Origin of the sequence: Acidisoma sp. S159 (assembly GCF_009766125.1) — a bacterium.
In the GTDB taxonomy this organism is placed as follows: Bacteria; Pseudomonadota; Alphaproteobacteria; order Acetobacterales; family Acetobacteraceae; genus Acidisoma.
On record NZ_LMUG01000041.1, the window covers coordinates 21,871 to 37,742 of the forward strand.

At 58.8% G+C, this 15,872-nt stretch carries 14 protein-coding genes; 11 read left to right on the forward strand and 3 right to left on the reverse strand.

Features of this window, described 5'->3' with window-relative positions:
• Nucleotide 1 precedes the first annotated feature (1 nt).
• From GSQ92_RS11545 to GSQ92_RS11590, 10 genes are all read left to right on the forward strand, one after another.
• Nucleotides 2-967 carry a substrate-binding domain-containing protein gene (locus GSQ92_RS11545; protein ID WP_158803551.1) on the forward strand — a complete coding sequence of 322 codons (966 nt, stop codon included), beginning with the start codon at nt 2-4 and terminating at the stop codon, nt 965-967.
• 151 nt (nt 968-1,118) lie between these two features.
• A complete protein-coding gene (locus tag GSQ92_RS11550) occupies nt 1,119-2,615 on the forward strand; it encodes a sugar ABC transporter ATP-binding protein (RefSeq protein ID WP_159013474.1) in 1,497 nt (498 codons plus the stop codon).
• An 11-nt stretch (nt 2,616-2,626) separates the two neighbouring features.
• Nucleotides 2,627-3,616, forward strand: a complete 990-nt coding sequence (locus GSQ92_RS11555) for an ABC transporter permease (protein ID WP_158803553.1) — start codon at nt 2,627-2,629, stop codon at nt 3,614-3,616.
• A 36-nt stretch (nt 3,617-3,652) separates the two neighbouring features.
• Nucleotides 3,653-4,711: a zinc-binding dehydrogenase gene (locus GSQ92_RS11560; protein ID WP_158803554.1), complete on the forward strand. Its 1,059-nt coding sequence runs from the start codon at nt 3,653-3,655 to the stop codon at nt 4,709-4,711.
• A 203-nt stretch (nt 4,712-4,914) separates the two neighbouring features.
• Complete coding sequence (locus tag GSQ92_RS11565; RefSeq protein WP_158803555.1) at nt 4,915-5,934, forward strand: aldo/keto reductase; 1,020 nt, start codon at nt 4,915-4,917, stop codon at nt 5,932-5,934.
• Nucleotides 5,931-7,493, forward strand: coding sequence for a sugar ABC transporter ATP-binding protein (locus tag GSQ92_RS11570; protein WP_158803556.1), 1,563 nt, complete (start codon nt 5,931-5,933; stop codon nt 7,491-7,493). The genes GSQ92_RS11565 and GSQ92_RS11570 overlap by 4 nt, the downstream gene beginning before the upstream one ends.
• Nucleotides 7,490-8,476, forward strand: a complete 987-nt coding sequence (locus GSQ92_RS11575; protein WP_158803557.1) for an ABC transporter permease — start codon at nt 7,490-7,492, stop codon at nt 8,474-8,476. Before GSQ92_RS11570 ends, GSQ92_RS11575 begins: the two co-directional genes overlap by 4 nt.
• Nucleotides 8,477-8,541: 65 nt before the next feature.
• Nucleotides 8,542-9,465, forward strand: a complete 924-nt coding sequence (locus tag GSQ92_RS11580; RefSeq protein ID WP_159013475.1) for an ABC transporter permease — start codon at nt 8,542-8,544, stop codon at nt 9,463-9,465.
• Nucleotides 9,466-9,504: 39 nt separating this feature from the next.
• Nucleotides 9,505-10,509 (forward strand): substrate-binding domain-containing protein, encoded by a 1,005-nt coding sequence (locus tag GSQ92_RS11585; protein ID WP_158803559.1) that lies wholly within the window; start codon nt 9,505-9,507, stop codon nt 10,507-10,509.
• A 191-nt stretch (nt 10,510-10,700) separates the two neighbouring features.
• Nucleotides 10,701-10,934 carry a dihydroxy-acid dehydratase gene (locus GSQ92_RS11590; RefSeq protein ID WP_158803720.1) on the forward strand — a complete coding sequence of 78 codons (234 nt, stop codon included), beginning with the start codon at nt 10,701-10,703 and terminating at the stop codon, nt 10,932-10,934.
• A gap of 48 nt (nt 10,935-10,982) precedes the next feature.
• Here the strand turns inward: GSQ92_RS11590 and GSQ92_RS11595 are convergent, their stop codons facing one another.
• The 3 genes from GSQ92_RS11595 to GSQ92_RS11605 form a co-directional block, all read right to left on the reverse strand.
• Entirely contained in the window at nt 10,983-11,921 is a 939-nt protein-coding gene (locus GSQ92_RS11595) for a Gfo/Idh/MocA family protein (protein ID WP_216850196.1), read from the reverse strand.
• A gap of 308 nt (nt 11,922-12,229) precedes the next feature.
• The gene (locus GSQ92_RS11600) at nt 12,230-13,201 is read right to left on the reverse strand and encodes a substrate-binding domain-containing protein (RefSeq protein WP_254066605.1); all 972 of its coding nucleotides are present in this window, start codon (nt 13,199-13,201) and stop codon (nt 12,230-12,232) included.
• Between the two features lie 163 nt (nt 13,202-13,364).
• Nucleotides 13,365-14,459 (reverse strand): fatty acid desaturase, encoded by a 1,095-nt coding sequence (locus tag GSQ92_RS11605; protein WP_158803560.1) that lies wholly within the window; start codon nt 14,457-14,459, stop codon nt 13,365-13,367.
• A gap of 157 nt (nt 14,460-14,616) precedes the next feature.
• Here GSQ92_RS11605 and GSQ92_RS11610 point away from each other — a divergent pair, with 157 nt between their 5' ends.
• Entirely contained in the window at nt 14,617-15,657 is a 1,041-nt protein-coding gene (locus GSQ92_RS11610) for a LacI family DNA-binding transcriptional regulator (RefSeq protein ID WP_158803561.1), read from the forward strand.
• Nucleotides 15,658-15,872: the final 215 nt, after the last annotated feature.

Here is a 15,872-nt window from a genome sequence, read left to right on the forward strand (position 1 = left end):
TATGAATCGTCTTATTCCAACAGTGGCGTTGGGGTTTCTAGCGATATCAACATGTATCGCTCAGGCAGCCGAGACCAAGATCGGGGCGATCTACCTCGACTCGCAGGGATTCTATGCGGGGGTCCGAAAAGGAGTCCAGGATGAAGCCGCAAGCCAAGGTCAAAAGATTGATCTCCTGGAAACAAATGCGGGTGGCGATGTTTCAAAAGAGAGCGCCTTCGTTGACACGCTCATAGCGGCTAACGTGAAAGCCATCATCCTCTCCGCCGTTTCGGCGGATGGATCTGTGCAAGCTGTCCGTCGGGCGTCTCGCGCTGGTATTCCGGTGGTTTGCTACAATACCTGCATCGAACCGAACGCTATGAAGAAATATGTTGCGGCGTATGCGGTGGGTGATCCATTCACGTTTGGAGAGCGCTTGGGCGGTGCTGCCGCGGATTACTTCGAGAGCGCCGGGAACAAAAACCCCACCTTCGCCGTGCTCAACTGTGAATTCGTCGAGGTTTGCGTGCAACGCCGCAAGGGCTTTGAGAAAGCCCTGATGGGGCGGCTGTCGGGGGCGAAGATCGTTTCGAACCAGGAGGGTACCGTTCTCGACAAGGCAATGTCGGTGGGCCAGACCGTGCTTACGGCTAACCCCAATCTTGATGCATTCTTTGGCGAATCCGGTGGCGCGACGCTCGGCGCTGTTAAGGCGGTCCGGAGTCAGGGTCGTGTTGGGAAAACGGTCGTCTTCGGGAGCGATATGACTTCGGATATTGCTCGGGAATTGGTCAGCCACGAAGTCCTGAAAGGTGAGGTTGACGTTTCGGGTAAAACTATTGGGCGCGCTGCATTTAAGGCGGCTCTGCTGGCCCTGCAGGGGAAAGAGGGCGCCGCAACCCTAATTCCCGTACCAATTGATCTTTATACGACGCCTGCCGAAGCTACGGCTTGGCTCGAAAGCCACAAAGATGGCTTGCCATAAGAGGACACCGACGCTCGGTATGGCCGATTTTGTTCGTTTGCCCGGATGATCATGCCTGCGGTGAAAGGGCTGTATTGCTCGCAACCCAATGGATGTTTCGCCGGGACCGGCGCCCACAGCGCAGCATTGTAACCGGAGTGGAATACGGCCCATGACCGGAGCCCAGTTGCCAGTTGCTGAACTTCGCTCGGCAACCAAACGATATCCTGGCGTGATCGCGCTAGACGAGGTCGATTTCTCCGTGATGCCCGGGGAAGTCCGCGCCGTTCTTGGGAAAAACGGTGCGGGAAAATCGACGCTCATCCGCCTGCTCACGGGTGCCGAGTCCGCGGACTCTGGCGAGGTCTTGCTCAGCGGCAAGCCTTTTGTCGAGTTTGGTCAAAGGCGGACCCGGGAAGCGGCGGAGCGCGGGCTTCGAGCCGTCTACCAAGAACTCAGCCTCGTTCCGAGCATGACCATAGCGGAGAACATGTTCCTTGGTAATTGGCCGCGGCGTCGGCGCGTGCTCGATCATCGGGCGATGGCCGAGCAGGCGCGAGAAGCCCTGCGCCGGCTGGGCTTGTCGCTCGATCCCCGGCTACTCACCGGCACCTTAGCCCCAGCGGCGCGACAGATGGTGGAGATCGCCCGGGCCTTTTTGGGTGTCCCTCATCTGGTCATTCTCGACGAGCCGACGAGTTCGCTCGCCGCCGCTGAGGTCGATCAGGTCTGCAACGCGGTGCGTGAGGCGGCCGCCGCTGGCGCTGCGGTTCTCTACGTGAGCCACCGCATGAGCGAGATCCGCCGTCTGGCCGATACAGCAACAGTGATGCGGGACGGGCGCGTCGCATCAACCCTGTCCGTTGCGGGGGCGAGAACTGAGGATATCATACAGATGATGTTGGGCCGCGTCGAGCAGGCGCGGCCGGCGCATACTTCTGCCATTGGCAAAACGACGCTTTCTGTCGAAGGGATCGCAATGCCGCCAAAGCTGCGCAACATTACCTTCGATCTGCACGCGGGCGAGGTGCTAGGGATTGCCGGCCTGCTCGGCTCTGGGCGCACCGAGCTCCTTGAGATCGTCATGGGACTACGGCTCCAGAGTGCAGGCAGCGTCCGGGTCCGCGATGAGAAGATCGCCAAACCCAGTTACAAGGGTATGATGCAGCGCGGGTTCGGCTATACTCCAGAAAGCCGCAAGGAGGACGGCATTGTCCCCCTTCTCGGCGTCGATGAGAACATTGTGTTGACCGACTTTTCCCGCGTGACCCGAGGCGGCGTCCTGTCCTCAGCCGCAGTCGAGAGCGCGGCGCGGACAGTGGTCGAACGTCTTCACGTCAAGACTGCTCGTCTGGAAACGCCAATCGTCACACTTTCAGGCGGCAACCAACAAAAAGTAGTGATAGGGCGCTGGATCCACGCCGGCTCACGTATCCTGTTGCTCGATGAGCCGACGCGCGGCGTGGACATTGAAGCTAAGGCTCAGATCTACGATATCATCCGCGCGCTCGCAGCGGAGGGGCGCGCCGTCCTGTTCGTGTCGAGTGAAATCGAGGAACTCGACCAGGTCTGCGACCGTGTCCTGGTGCTGCGCGACGGTGTGATGGCCGAGGAACACATCGCTCCGTCGATCGATGCGGAGCGGTTGCTTGCCGCATGCATCGGCTGAGAGAAATAACGATGAGTGTACCGACTGTATCCCCGAGGGGCGTCGCCGAAACGCGGCGGATGTTAGCGGGACATATGAACGAGCTGGGCTTGCTCGCAATCATCGTAATTCTCTATGGCGTGTTTGGCGCCCTGTCCCCAGGCTTCTTGAGCGCCAACAACCAGGTGAACATCCTGCGTGACGGCGCGACCATCGGCATCGCCGCTTGGGCGCAGACCTTGGTGATCGTCGCGGGCGAGATAGATATCAGTGTCGGACCCATGGTTGCATTTATAGCGGTCATCATGGCGTTTCTGATGAAAGTGCCTGTGCCGCTGCCTTTTGCCTTGATCGGCGGTGTCGTTCTCGGTCTATGTCTCGGCAGTCTGGCAGGCGTGTTACGCGCGATCTTCAGCGTGCCGTCCTTTGTGGCGACGCTGGGATTGTGGAGTGCGCTGCGTGGCCTCGCACTGTTCATGACAAATGCGCTTCCCGTAACCTTCGACGACAACGACACGCTGGACTGGATCGGCGACAACGTCTTCGGCCTACCGGTCTCCGCAGTTGTCATGGTGATCTTATTCGGAGTCTTCGTGTTTGTCTCTCGGAAGACTGCTTTCGGCCGTTCCGTCTATGCGGTTGGCGGGAATGCCAACGCGGCACATCTATGCGGCATCAACGTAACGCGTATTCGTATCCTCGTCTTCGCGATCTCGGGGTTGATGGCCGCGATCACGGCCATCATGCTGCTGGCGCGGCTGGGCAGCGGAAATGCGGGGGCGGCGTCCGGCCTGGAGTTTGACGTGATTGCGGCCGTTGTCGTGGGGGGCACATCCCTTTCGGGCGGCCGCGGTTCAATGCTGGGCACCCTGCTCGGCGTCCTAACAATTACAGTGATTGGCGACGGGCTAGTGCTGTATGGCATAAATTCATTCGTGCAGGACGTTGTGCGCGGCGTCATCATCGTGGTCGCCGTACTTCTTAACGTCGCGGCCTCGCGCCGCTCTGGTCGGCATGTCTGAATTGGATTCGCCGATGCAAGATAAGGGCTGACGCTGATGAGCAAGATGCTCGCTGCCTACCTTCCTGGCAATTCGACCGTTCAGCTAAGGGAGATCATGATCCCTCAGCCTGGAATCGGCCAAGTGCTGCTCCGCATGCGTGCTTCGGGAATTTGCGGCAGCGACATTCACTATATCTACCACGAGCATAAGGGTGGCGAGGCTGCCGCCGCCTATCGTGGCGTCGTCGCTGGCCACGAGCCAAGTGGCGAGGTCATCGATTTGGGTCCCGGCTGCCGCCATTTCAAACACCACGATCGCGTGGCAGTGTATCACATCAGCGGCTGCGGGTTCTGTCGGAATTGCCGCAAGGGCTTCCAGATCAGTTGCACGGATCCACAGCGGGCAGCCTATGGCTGGCAGCGCGACGGCGGCCATGCGGAGTATCTCTTGGCCGACGAGCGTGACTTAGTTCATCTGCCGCCCAGTCTGACTTACGAGGACGGCTGTTTCATTTCCTGCGGCGTCGGGACCGCCTACGAAGGCATCCTCCGTGGTGGCGTCTCAGGAAGCGATCGTGTGCTCGTCGTCGGGCTGGGTCCGGTCGGTATGGCGGCACTGCTGCTGGCAGGCGGACGTGGCGCAAAGCTCCGCATCGGAGTCGATATCGAGGCGGAGCGCATCGCCACGGCGAAACGGCTCGGCATAATCGATCACGGCTTTATCGCCGGCGCCGACACGCTGGCGCGGATCCGCGAAGTCACGCATGGGGGAGCGAATGTCAGTCTCGATTGTTCAGGAAGCTCGCTCGGCCGGCTGCTCGCGTTACAGGCGACGCATGAATGGGGCCGCTGCGTCTATATCGGCGAAATGGGAGATGTGCATTTCAACGTCAGCGAGGACTTGATGCATATGCAGCGCACGCTGATCGGGTCCTGGGTCACCAGCTTGCACAACATGGACCAATGCTGCGAGGACCTAGATGACTGGGGTCTCCAGCCGCATCGTATAATCACCGACCGTTTCCCCCTTTCTCAGGCTGCCGAGGCCTACGCACTAACCGCGAGCGGCCGCGCCGGCAAAGTCATTATCCAGTTCGATGATTTTAGCGCTTAAACGGTAGCCGGGATTTTTTTCTGGTTGAGAGCTGATTGCCGCATCTCCCACTCGCACACAGCCGCAGCGACTTCATCTGGCTCCAATTCTCCACGACTAAGCCGCTTGAATCTTGCCAAACAGGTCTCTGTCTGACAACCTGCAAAGCCACGCGACCTAAGGTTCAATTAGAAAAGTCAATCAGTTCCGAGGGAGTTGACCTTATGCCGCTGGATTTCGAGCGTCGCCGCATTGGCAAGACGTCCCTCTCGGTTCCGGTCCTCGGCTTTGGCTCGGCACATCTGGGAGAGTTGTATGGTCTTGTAACCGAAGCGGACTCGCTAGCGACGATCGACGCAGCTTGGAATTCGGGCATTCGGCTGTTTGACACGGCACCCTTTTATGGGCTCGGCCTTGCGGAACACCGTCTTGGCTTCGGGCTGCGGCATCGGCCACGCCGTGACTATGTGTTGACCACCAAGGTCGGGCGCGTACTAGAACGCCCTTTTGACCCGCCCGCCTTCAAGTCCGCGATGTGGAAGGGTGGCCTGCCGTTCCAACACCGCTTCGACTACAGCTATGATGGCTTCATGCGTTCGTACGAGCAAAGCCTGATGCGGCTAGGCATAAACACAGTTGACGCGCTGGTCATCCACGACCTTGACAGCCTGTTTCATCAAGAGGAAATCGGCCACCATAAGCGCAGTCTCGTCACCTCCGGAATCAAGGCCCTTGAGGAGCTGAAGCGGCGGGGAGAGATCAGCGCGATTGGGATGGGCGTCAATACTAAGGAAGCGTTCGAGACGATCGCTCCTATCGTGGACCTCGATTTCGTTCTGGTCGCTATGCCCTATACGCTGATCGATCAGGCGAGCCTTCATACCGGGATGGCTGAATGCGTGAAACGTGGCGTCAGCGTATTGATTGGTTCGCCTTTCGCATCGGGCATTCTTGTCAGTGATTCCGGCGCTGCCGCGAAATATGCCTATGCCGACGCGCCGGAAGATGTGCGAAGAAGAGTCAGAGAAATAGAGGCGGCCTGCCGAACCCACAACGTGAAGCTCCCCGCTGCGGCATTGCAGTTTGTTCTCGCACACCCGGCCGTCGTTGCCGAGATTCCCGGAGCGGTAAAACCCAGCGAGGTCGAACAGAATGTCGCGTCCTTTATGGCGCCAATCCCGGCCGACTTTTGGGTGGATCTCAAATTGCAAGGGCTCATCGATAGCGACGCGCCGGTCCCATGAGCGCCTCTACTCAATCAATCGGTGGCCAAAGCGCCGCCGACCGAGCCATTCTCCTATCGGCGCGCGGCATCACCAAACAGTTCGCCGGTGTGGAGGTGCTTCGCGACGTCGATCTAGACCTGTATGCGGGCGAGATCCACGCCCTTCTTGGGGAGAACGGTGCGGGCAAATCGACCTTTGCCAAAATCGTCGCCGGCGTTCACCGTCCCAGCCGGGGCGTTCTGCTCCTCAACAATGCGAGGATTGAGGTGCTTAGCCCGCTGGCGGCACAGAAGCTCGGCATTACCCTCATACACCAGGAGCCGATTTCGTTTCCGGACTTGTCCATATCGGAAAATCTTGCCCTCGGTAGGGACGACGGCAAGCCACTCGGCCGCGTGCGATGGGCCGAACTGAAGCGCGAGGCCAACAGTTTGATGGCGCAGCTCGGAATCATGATTGACGTTACCAGGCCAATGCGGGGACTTTCAATCGCCGACCAACAGATGGTGGAAATCGCGCGAGCGCTGGCCAGCGAAAGCAAGCTCATCATCATGGATGAGCCTACGGCGCCGCTGACCCCAAAGGAGGTCGAGACCCTTTTCGGCATCTCTCGGCAACTTAGAAATGAGGGCCGCTCGATCGTCTTCATTAGCCATCGGTTGGAGGAAGTGCGAGCGCTCTGCGACCGCGTTACGATCTTTCGCGACGGCAATAAGATCGCCACTGAGGAGACGAAGAATCTTACGGACGCTGAGATCATCAGGCTGATGATCGGTCGCGAGGTGAAGGGTTACATTCCCAAGCACAAAACGACGGTTGGCGAGGTTGCGCTCGCGGTCGAGGGGCTGACACTGCCCGGTCGGTTCGAAAATATCAGCTTTGAGATTCGCAAAGGTGAAATCGTCGGCCTCGGCGGACTGGTCGGCGCCGGGCGGACAGATGTCGCACGGGCGATCTTCGGGGTCGCGCCGGCTGCCTCTGGAACCATCGCTGTTAACGGTCAAGTGGTGGAAATCAGGGAGCCAGCGGATGCGGTGGCACAGGGATTGGCCTTTGTCCCCGAAGATCGGGCCGTAGCGGGCATATTCCGCACGCTGCCCGTCTCGCAAAACATCACGGCCGCGGTGCCTGAAATGATTGCGCCAAAGGGTTTCATACGACACGGGTTGGAACGCACGATCGCCCTGGACTCGGTCAAGAAAATGATGATCCGTCTTGTTTCTCCTCGTCAACCCATCGGTGAACTTTCGGGTGGAAATCAGCAAAAGGCGATTCTCGCACGTTGGCTGCTGACGGACCCGAAGATACTGATTCTGGATGAGCCGACGCGCGGTGTCGATATCGGCGTCAAGGCTGAGTTCTACGAGATGATCGGCGCGCTGGCGGCGTCGGGGCGAGCGATCCTCCTCATCTCCTCGGAATTGCCCGAGCTGCTTGCACTGAGCGATCGGGTTCTGGTGATGTCGGAGGGCCAGCTCACCGGCGATTTTGCCCGCGGTGACGCAACCGAGGAGAGCGTGATGCATGCGGCCGTGCCTCGCCGCAAAGTTGTAGGCGACGCCCAGGCAGCCGCATGACGATTATCGCTCTCCTAAGGCGTCGCGAAGCCGGCATAATTGTAATGATCGTCATATTTTCGCTGTTCGTTGGGGTGCTTCAGCCGCGCTTTCTTACCTCCGAGACGCTGAGGATCGTTTTACTCGCTGTGCCGCTGGTCATGATCGCGGCGATGGGTGAGATGATGGTGATTGTCGCCCGGCATGTCGATCTCTCCATCGGTTCTATTCTCGGCTTTTCCTCGATCGTCGCGGGCATGTTGTGGCGCGATCACCCCGGTTTGCCAGTCCTTCTTGGCGTCGTTGCGGCACTGGCAACGGGCTCTGCCCTAGGACTCGTAAACGGGCTGGTGGTGACGATCTTCCGGTTGCCGTCGATCATCGTGACACTGGGAACGCTCAGCCTCTACCGGGGACTACTATTCTTCTACTCGGATTCAAGACAGGTGGATCCGCAATATATCCCACGCGACATTATCGGAATGAGCCAAACCTCTCCGATATTTGGAATTCCTTGGATCATCATCGTCGCCTGCGTCATTGCGTTGGCAACCTATTTCTTTCTGGATCACACACGCCTCGGCCGACAGATCTATGCTATCGGGTCCAACCCAACCGCGGCGCCGCTGCGCGGCATTCGTGCTGCTCCCGTTACCATATTGGTTTTCGTCATCTCTGGTGCACTGGCCGGGGTCGCGGGAGTACTGTACGCGTCACGCTTCGGCTACGTGAATCCGGGCATCACTGGTGTCGGTTTCGAGTTCACGGTCATTGCTCCTATCGTCATCGGCGGCGTATCGATAAATGGGGGCGTCGGTTCCGTCGGGGGCACGGCCCTCGGCGTACTTCTGCTCGGTGCGGTAAGCGTGGCATTGCCCGTCCTGGGAGTGTCGGGGTTTTGGCAGAACGCCATCTATGGCGCGGTGATTCTCTTCGCGCTCGTGATTGACCGTAGCGTTCGCCAGGGCGGGCTCAAGGGTTTGCTGGCGAGGGACGCCGCATGACTACTAACCTGCCTCCCTCAGCGTCTTCACAGGATGCGTCCAAGCCACTCTGGCGCGCTACTCTCATGCGTCCAGAGACTATGACTTTGGTCCTCCTGGTCGCGGCTATTATCGTCGGTTCGCTGTTGTCACGGTTCTTCGACTCACTGAGCTTCATTCTTGAGAGTGCGACCTATTATTCCGAATTCTCGATCGTCGCATTGGTTCTAACCCTTGTGATCATATCCGGCGAGATCGATCTATCGCCGGCCGCTATGATGGCGCTATCTGCTTGTCTGTTCGGGTCGGCCTTTCAGGCGGGCGTGCCAATTGGCTTGGCGATGGTTATTAGCATCGTCTCTGGCGTCGTCATGGGCGCTTTCAACGGCTTTATGGTGCTTTGGCTAAGACTGCCATCTCTTATGGTGACCATCGGCACGCTCACCATGTATCGGGGCCTCGCCCAGATTCTTGCCGGTGACAGGTCGATCAGCAAATTCCCGACCTGGTTCGTCGGTGTAGATTACCGCGAGCTCTATGGCGTGCCAATACCGGTGCTCATTTTCATCTTCGCCTCGATTGTCCTTGCGGTGGTCCTCGGCACGACAATCTTGGGTCGCCAAATCTATCAGATCGGCACGAGCGAGGTCGCCGCGCGTTATGCCGGCATCAAGGTAAGGCGGATAAAGTTCATGCTGTTTGTGAGCATGGGCGTCGTGAGCGCGATCTGCGGGCTTATCGCCACATCGCGGCTTGCGTCTGTTCGGTACGATCTGGCCTCAGGCGGCGAGCTTCAAATGGTCTTGATCGTAATGCTCGGTGGGACTTATATCTTCGGCGGGCGCGGCACGATTCTTGGAACGTTCATAGCCTCCTGGCTGCTTGTTATCATAGCGACTGGTATGACAATCGCCGATATTCCGGTGACCTACCAACTGACCGTGATGGGCTTATTGCTGATCGTGTCAATCATCTCTACTAATTTGATCTACTCTCGCAACCAAGCATAGCGGGCGCTGCCGGGGCTCAGCATGTAACAGGAGGGACTTATGTTCAAAAGATTAACGCAGCTCGGACTTTCGCTGGGACTCGCGGTAGCGGGCGCGGCTGTTGCTCACGCTGCTGATAAGGTTTCCATCGTCTACATCCCAAAGAACACTGGCAATCCATACTTCGATTCGCTCGAGAAGGGCTTTCAGGACGGTTGTGCCAAGCTTGGCTGCACTTTCGACGCTCAGGCCCCCGCTACGGCTGATGCGACTTCCCAGATCCCGTTCATCACAGCGCAGACGCAGCGCGGCGTCAGCGTGATCGCGATCTCGCCAAACAGCCCGGACGCCCTCAACCAAGTGCTCGACCGCGCACGGGAGCGCGGCATTCTTGTACTCGCAGTCAATGGCGATCTTGTTGGAAACCTTCAACATCGCGATGCCGGTATTCTTCCGGTCGACTTCACCAAGACGGGCCCTGGGCAAGTGGAGCTGCTTGGTTCTGAGATCGGCTATAAGGGGGACATCGCCATTCTCTCAGCCACGACCGATGCGCCCGACCAAAATACCTGGATCGCGGCGATGAAGGATGTGCTCGCCCATAATCCTAAATACGCTAAGATGAAACTGCTGACGATCGCTTACGGTGATGACGATCCGCAGAAGTCGACCACCGAGATGGAAGCGCTGATTCAGAAGTATCCGACTTTGAAAGGAGTAATCTCGCCTACGACTGTGGGAGTGGCGGCTGCGGCGCAAGTCATTGAGACCGCCGGCAAAGCGAAGCAGATCACGTTAACCGGCCTTGGGACACCGAATCAGATGCGCCCCTTCATCAAGGACGGTACGGTGCACGCGATCCAGCTCTGGAGCCCTTACAACGAAGGACTTCTCACGGCTTATTTCGCCGTAGGCGTGAAGAGCGGCGCGATCAAGAACTCGCCGGGCACGACATTTGAGGTCCCCGGCCTTGGCACGGTTACCATCGGGCCGGATCATATCATCAACACCCAAGCCGAACTTACGACATTCGACGAAAGCAATATTGACAAGTATAATTTCTAATAAGTGGAGGTGGGGTCGTCACGAAGCTAGTTATCTAATGGAGCCAGATCATCACGGGCGACGTCGAAAAGCCGCCGCCGGCCCAGCCACGGCCGGTCCGGCGAAGCGCGATTACGATTGGCGATTTATCATCCTTGGATGATCTCGCCAATCGCATCGACCATCCGGATCTCGGCGCGTGCGCCGACGATATGCTCGTGTTGAAGAATATCGGGTCACGCGGTGAGTCCGGCATGCCGGAAGCGGCTTATTGCCGATCCCAAAAACTCCCGCGCGCCAGGGTCAAAGACATGCTGAGGATCTGCGATGGCCGCATCAGCGGCACGGCGTTCGGACCGATCGGGCCGCATAATACAACAAATTCGTCGCGCACGCTGCCCTCAGTTAGACTTAGATGGAGACGACACGCGCCTCAGCCGCACTGACGCGTGCGGCGTCGAGGACGGCGATGGTGGCAATCGCTTCCTCGGCACTTACCGGCGGCGGCCCCCTTCCCGGACCGCTTCGGCAAACGCTTCGTAATAGTCGTGATAGCGGCCTTGCTCGGATGGTATCCGCTCGTTCCCCGCGGCGGTTCGCAACGTGCCCCAAAGTTCGGGTTTCTCGAATCCCCAGCCCGCGAGGTCATCCGCCGGACGACGGCCCGCAAAGATCGCCTGCGCCTGCACGTCCGTTCCCGATGACACGTAACTACCCGCCTCGCCATAAGCGCGGAACTCGCGGACTGCGAGGTGGTTGAGCTTGCTGCACGACAAGTGGGACCGGACGCCGCTTTCATGCTGGAGCGCCAGCACGAACCCTGCGTCGGTCGGTCCCTCCGGGCGGTCGACAACGTCCAGCAGAGCGTAGACGGAGGTCGCACGCCCGAGCAGCCACAGGATCTGGTCAACGAGATGGCTCCCGACGTCGCGGAGTAAGCCGCCAAATGGCCCCGCCTCCAAGGTGTTCGGGTCGTCGAGATCGAAGCGTGAATGAATGCGCCAGATTGCGCCGAGACGCCCTCCGTCCAACACCTTGCGCAGCGTTTGGACATCGGCGTCGAGCCGCCGGTTATGGAACACGCTGAGGACCACGCCCTTGGCTTTCGCGGCCGCGTCGAGCTCCCGGCCGATTGCCGCATCGGGGGCAAAAGGCTTGTCGGCGATGACCGGCACACCCGCCGCGATCGCCTCCAGCACCAAGGCCCGTCTTGTTTGGGGCGGCGTTCTGATCGTGACCGCATCGACGCCGGCGTCGAGCATCGCCGTGAGACTTGGATAGATGCTCACGCCCGGCAGGTCGCTCTTCGCTCGTTCGACCGTGGCCGGCGCCCGCGCCACAATGCCGGCAAGTTCGACCCCTCTGGCCGCCTGGATGAAGGGCACATGAAAATGCCGCCCCCCGGTGCCGTATCCGACAACCCCGATCCGCATCGCGCTTCCCTCTGGTTTCGATAGGCGCTTCCCTCGCCGCTTAAATTCTCGGGGAAACCGAGCCCATCGCATGATCATTGGTCAACAGCTACTCCAACGTTCTGGCTCCAGCGCTTCCTAGCGGGGCTTGCTATCATTGTCGGCATGCTGAACGCGCGTCCGCGAATTCGACCGTCATCAGAGAAGAAGACTGTCGCCGGTCTCGCGCCCGGATCATGATAGACTCTCCCGGCCTGCAGCTATCCTAGGAATAGACGCCCTTCGATCCATCCGGCGGCCATGTGCATCTTCCTTTAGGCTACAGGATGTCAGCGGGTTCCTTGCTTGGCAAATTGCCCGATCTGTGCCGCGTTTTCCTTTGTCACGAAGGTCGGCCCCGTCAGCAGTGGACCACCGCCGCCGATCACATTACCATTGGTTTTGTAGAGCCAAAGCGAATCGATGGACTCGTAGCCCTGAACAAAAGGTTGGATATCAATCGCCCATTGCAGCTTACCTTGCTCGATAAGTGTGATCGCACGCGGGTCTAAGCCGAATGTGCCAACCTGAGCTTTGCTGTTGGCGATTTTGATCGCCTGGAGCGCGGGTGGCACGAAGTCGGCTCCGAGAGTGACGACAAAACCGACCGCTGGATCCTGTTGAAGTTTTGCCGTTATCCGGGACTGCGCGCTCGCCATATCGTAGCCGGGCACATAGACGGTCGATAGCTTGCCCTTAAATGTCTTCTGAATTCCGTCGCAGCGATCTTCCAGTTGGATGGCTCCCTGCTCTTGATCAATGCAAAGTGCCGCTGTGACACCGGCCGCGTTCAGCCGGTCGCCGACAGCCATGCCACTACTCGTCTCATCGGTGCCGATATAGGACATCACGCCCATCTGCTTCCAGTTGTCTCCGGGCGCGTTGAAGGCGACGACCGGGACATTCTGCGAGACCGCCTGTTTGACCGCGGTGCACATCGCCAGAGGAAAAGCGAGCGTGAGGGCGATGCCATCCACATGCTGCTGCAGAACATTGGTGACCAATTGCGACTCCCCTGATCCAGTCGGATTGGCAAGGTAGATCAACTTGACGTTGTCCTTTAGGGCGGCGGCCTGCGCTCCTTTGCGGATAACGTCCCAGAACGTGTCGCCAGGCTGGCCGTGGGTTATAATCGCAAAGGTATATCTCGGTGGACCCGACGCCGAACTGGCCGTTGGAAGCGCAGCGGCGGCCGCCGAAATAGTAACAGCAGAAATGAAAAGGAGAGCTTTCTTCAAAGACTTCATTTTCTTGGTTCCCATTGTCGTCCTCGTTCGGTGAGCACCGGAGGACGGATTTTGATTGAACTAAGGCACAGCTAGGTCAGACATCTTTGCTAACCCAACTCTATGCACATCATTCAGCCGTCACTGCTGCCTATCCACTGACCATCATGAAGCGGATTCAAGCTACGTGGCCCGAGTATCACGCGGCGAGATGTCGCCCAGAGTCATTTGCCACGTTCAAAGGGCGATCCTCCTCGGGGAGAGCACGCAGGACAAAAAAGGATGGATCGCTAACCTGCCGTCTAACCGCCGGGATGATCTCCTGATAGGTCGTCCAGAGACTGGAATACGTCACCGGACATTGGTCTTTGATCATCTCATGCAGCTGCGGGAGATTGTAGAACGGCACCATCGGAAACATATGATGCTCGATATGATAGTTCATGTTCATGTACAGGAAGCGGAAAGCGGGGTTCATGTAGAAGGACCTCGTGTTCAGGCGGTGATCACGAATATCCTCGGCCAGGCCAGCATGCTGTGTGATGTTGAAAAGCTGCGCTAGAAATCCTCCATAAAATCGCGGCAGGAACACGAACATCGCTGGCAGAATACTGTGGGTGACGATGCAAAGAACGATTACGGCCAGGAAGATGGCGACATAGAGCCGCGAGAGCCAGAGGACTTTGCCACGCTCCAGCTCCGGCACGAAATGCTTGCCATCCTCCGACAAGCGTCCCATCGCATGGTTCAAAATGTAACGGAGTTGAGTAAAGCCGCTTTTGATGTAGAAGACATCGAGTAGCATGCCAGCTATGTCTGGCGGCCGGGGAACGGCGATCTCCGGGTCTTTGCCAACTTGCAGCGTATCGGTGTGATGCCGTGCGTGGCTCCAGCGCCAGTAAACACCCTCGTGCAGCGTCATGAACGCAGAGAGGTGGTACAGGGCCTCATTCAGCCAGCGTGTTTTGAACGGCGTGCCGTGGGACAGCTCGTGGGCACTATGGTCGGAGGCTGCATAGAGCACGCCGTAGAGCGCGAATGCTGGCACGCACCAGACCGTGCCCCAGGTGAGGAATGCGACGGTGCCCGAAAATGCGAGAAATCCCAGCCACGTTACGAAATGCCGGAGGGATTCCTTGTCGGACCGTCGCATCAGGGCCTTGAGGGCCTTGCGGTCAACCTTTGCCGAGAACCATGCCTCCTCGACACGCGCCTCGAACCCTCCGTCACGAAGGTCTTCCGTTTCCGCAACCGGACTGGCGAGCTTGTATCGTCCCGCGAGAGCGTGGCCCATTATGCCTCCCAATCCTTGAAACAATTCGCGCGTATTTTAAGCGGAGGCCCTTTGAGGGTAATTTGTTTCCGTTGCCTAACGCTATCGCTCTGGCCTATGGACGTCCACGCAAATGGTGGTGGTTTCCCATCATTGCCATGGCAGCGGGGCGCGGCTGATGAAGCGGCATGAGAACGCCAAGTTCGACCGGAAGCGGGCGACGATGGAGGATGTGGCGGCTCTCGCTGAGGTCGGTGTGGCTACCGTCGACCGGGTGCTTAACGAACGCGGCGGTGTCCGCTCGGAAACCGCACAGGTCGTGCTGAAGGCGGCCAGGCGGCTTGGTCTGAAGCGTATTTTGCCTCCGTCACATCACATGGGACTTCGCATCGAGGTCCTGCTCAATCGGCGCGAGCTGCCCCTCATAGCTAGGATGGCTGAAGCCTTCGAACACATCGGCCGGAGCCTCGACCGTTCGATCATTGTGCAACGAACATTGCTCGCGGATGACGAGCCTGCTCATATCGCGGCTAGGCTGAAGGCCACGACCTGCAACGCGGTCGTTATCTACGCGCCCGAAGACGAGATCGTTGTTGAGGCCGTCAACGCGGTCACTGCGGCGGGCGTGGCAGTCGTCACGGTTATCTCGGATCTGCCGTCCTCCAGGCGTTTGGCTTACGCCGGGATAGACCACTTCATGGCGGGCGAAACGGCTGGCTTCTTCTTGTGCCAGATGATCCGGCAGCAGGGCCCGATCCTTGTTCTGTGTCACAACTTCCGGATCCAATCGCATTCCGAGCGGATCCGCGGCCTGCGGACTATCCTGGAGAGGGAGAATCCTGGCATACACATCGCTGACATCGTCCAAGGACAAGACAGCGTAGCGCTGTCGGGCCGCCTGCTTTCGGAAGCAGTCCGCCGGCATCCGGATATAGTCGGGATCTACAATGCGGGGGCCGCCCATGAAGCCATCCGAAAGGTATTGCACGAGGTTTCGGGGCAGTCTGTGCCGATCTTCGTGGGCCACGAGCTTACAACAGAGACGCGCGGCATGTTGCGAGATAGGACAATGACGTTGGTCATCGATCAGAATCCATTTCAGCAAGCCCAGAAAGCGATCGATCGTCTTCTTCAGCATTACGGCTACCGCGAGACAGAGGTGGCGCCACCCGATCGCCAGGGCGTGCAATTCACATTGCATGGTCCGTTCAACATCTAGCAGCGACTTAGCCCAGCACCACATCGGCCGAACCTGGAACGGGTATTCCGATGTTTTCCGAGAACCACGCGCAAACAACGACGTGATTGCCAAGAAGGCCCGAAATACGGGTCAATGCGCCGGGCATCGCGCATGGACTCAAGCCCCTCTTCCGCGCGGCCTATCCGGGTAAGGAGTATACCGAGATCGGCCTTGCTCGCCGGGTTGGCCGGATT

Bases quoted from the DNA above. Each gene is read 5' to 3' on its own strand.
- GSQ92_RS11545 (WP_158803551.1), top strand. From the start codon at position 2: ATGAATCGTCTTATTCCAACAGTGGCGTTGGGGTTTCTAGCGATATCA.
- GSQ92_RS11550 (WP_159013474.1), top strand. From the start codon at position 1,119: ATGACCGGAGCCCAGTTGCCAGTTGCTGAACTTCGCTCGGCAACCAAA.
- GSQ92_RS11555 (WP_158803553.1), top strand. From the start codon at position 2,627: ATGAGTGTACCGACTGTATCCCCGAGGGGCGTCGCCGAAACGCGGCGG.
- GSQ92_RS11560 (WP_158803554.1), top strand. From the start codon at position 3,653: ATGAGCAAGATGCTCGCTGCCTACCTTCCTGGCAATTCGACCGTTCAG.
- GSQ92_RS11565 (WP_158803555.1), top strand. From the start codon at position 4,915: ATGCCGCTGGATTTCGAGCGTCGCCGCATTGGCAAGACGTCCCTCTCG.
- GSQ92_RS11570 (WP_158803556.1), top strand. From the start codon at position 5,931: ATGAGCGCCTCTACTCAATCAATCGGTGGCCAAAGCGCCGCCGACCGA.
- GSQ92_RS11575 (WP_158803557.1), top strand. From the start codon at position 7,490: ATGACGATTATCGCTCTCCTAAGGCGTCGCGAAGCCGGCATAATTGTA.
- GSQ92_RS11580 (WP_159013475.1), top strand. From the start codon at position 8,542: ATGCGTCCAGAGACTATGACTTTGGTCCTCCTGGTCGCGGCTATTATC.
- GSQ92_RS11585 (WP_158803559.1), top strand. From the start codon at position 9,505: ATGTTCAAAAGATTAACGCAGCTCGGACTTTCGCTGGGACTCGCGGTA.
- GSQ92_RS11590 (WP_158803720.1), top strand. From the start codon at position 10,701: ATGCTCGTGTTGAAGAATATCGGGTCACGCGGTGAGTCCGGCATGCCG.
- GSQ92_RS11595 (WP_216850196.1), bottom strand. From the start codon at position 11,921: ATGCGGATCGGGGTTGTCGGATACGGCACCGGGGGGCGGCATTTTCAT.
- GSQ92_RS11600 (WP_254066605.1), bottom strand. From the start codon at position 13,201: ATGGGAACCAAGAAAATGAAGTCTTTGAAGAAAGCTCTCCTTTTCATT.
- GSQ92_RS11605 (WP_158803560.1), bottom strand. From the start codon at position 14,459: ATGGGCCACGCTCTCGCGGGACGATACAAGCTCGCCAGTCCGGTTGCG.
- GSQ92_RS11610 (WP_158803561.1), top strand. From the start codon at position 14,617: ATGAAGCGGCATGAGAACGCCAAGTTCGACCGGAAGCGGGCGACGATG.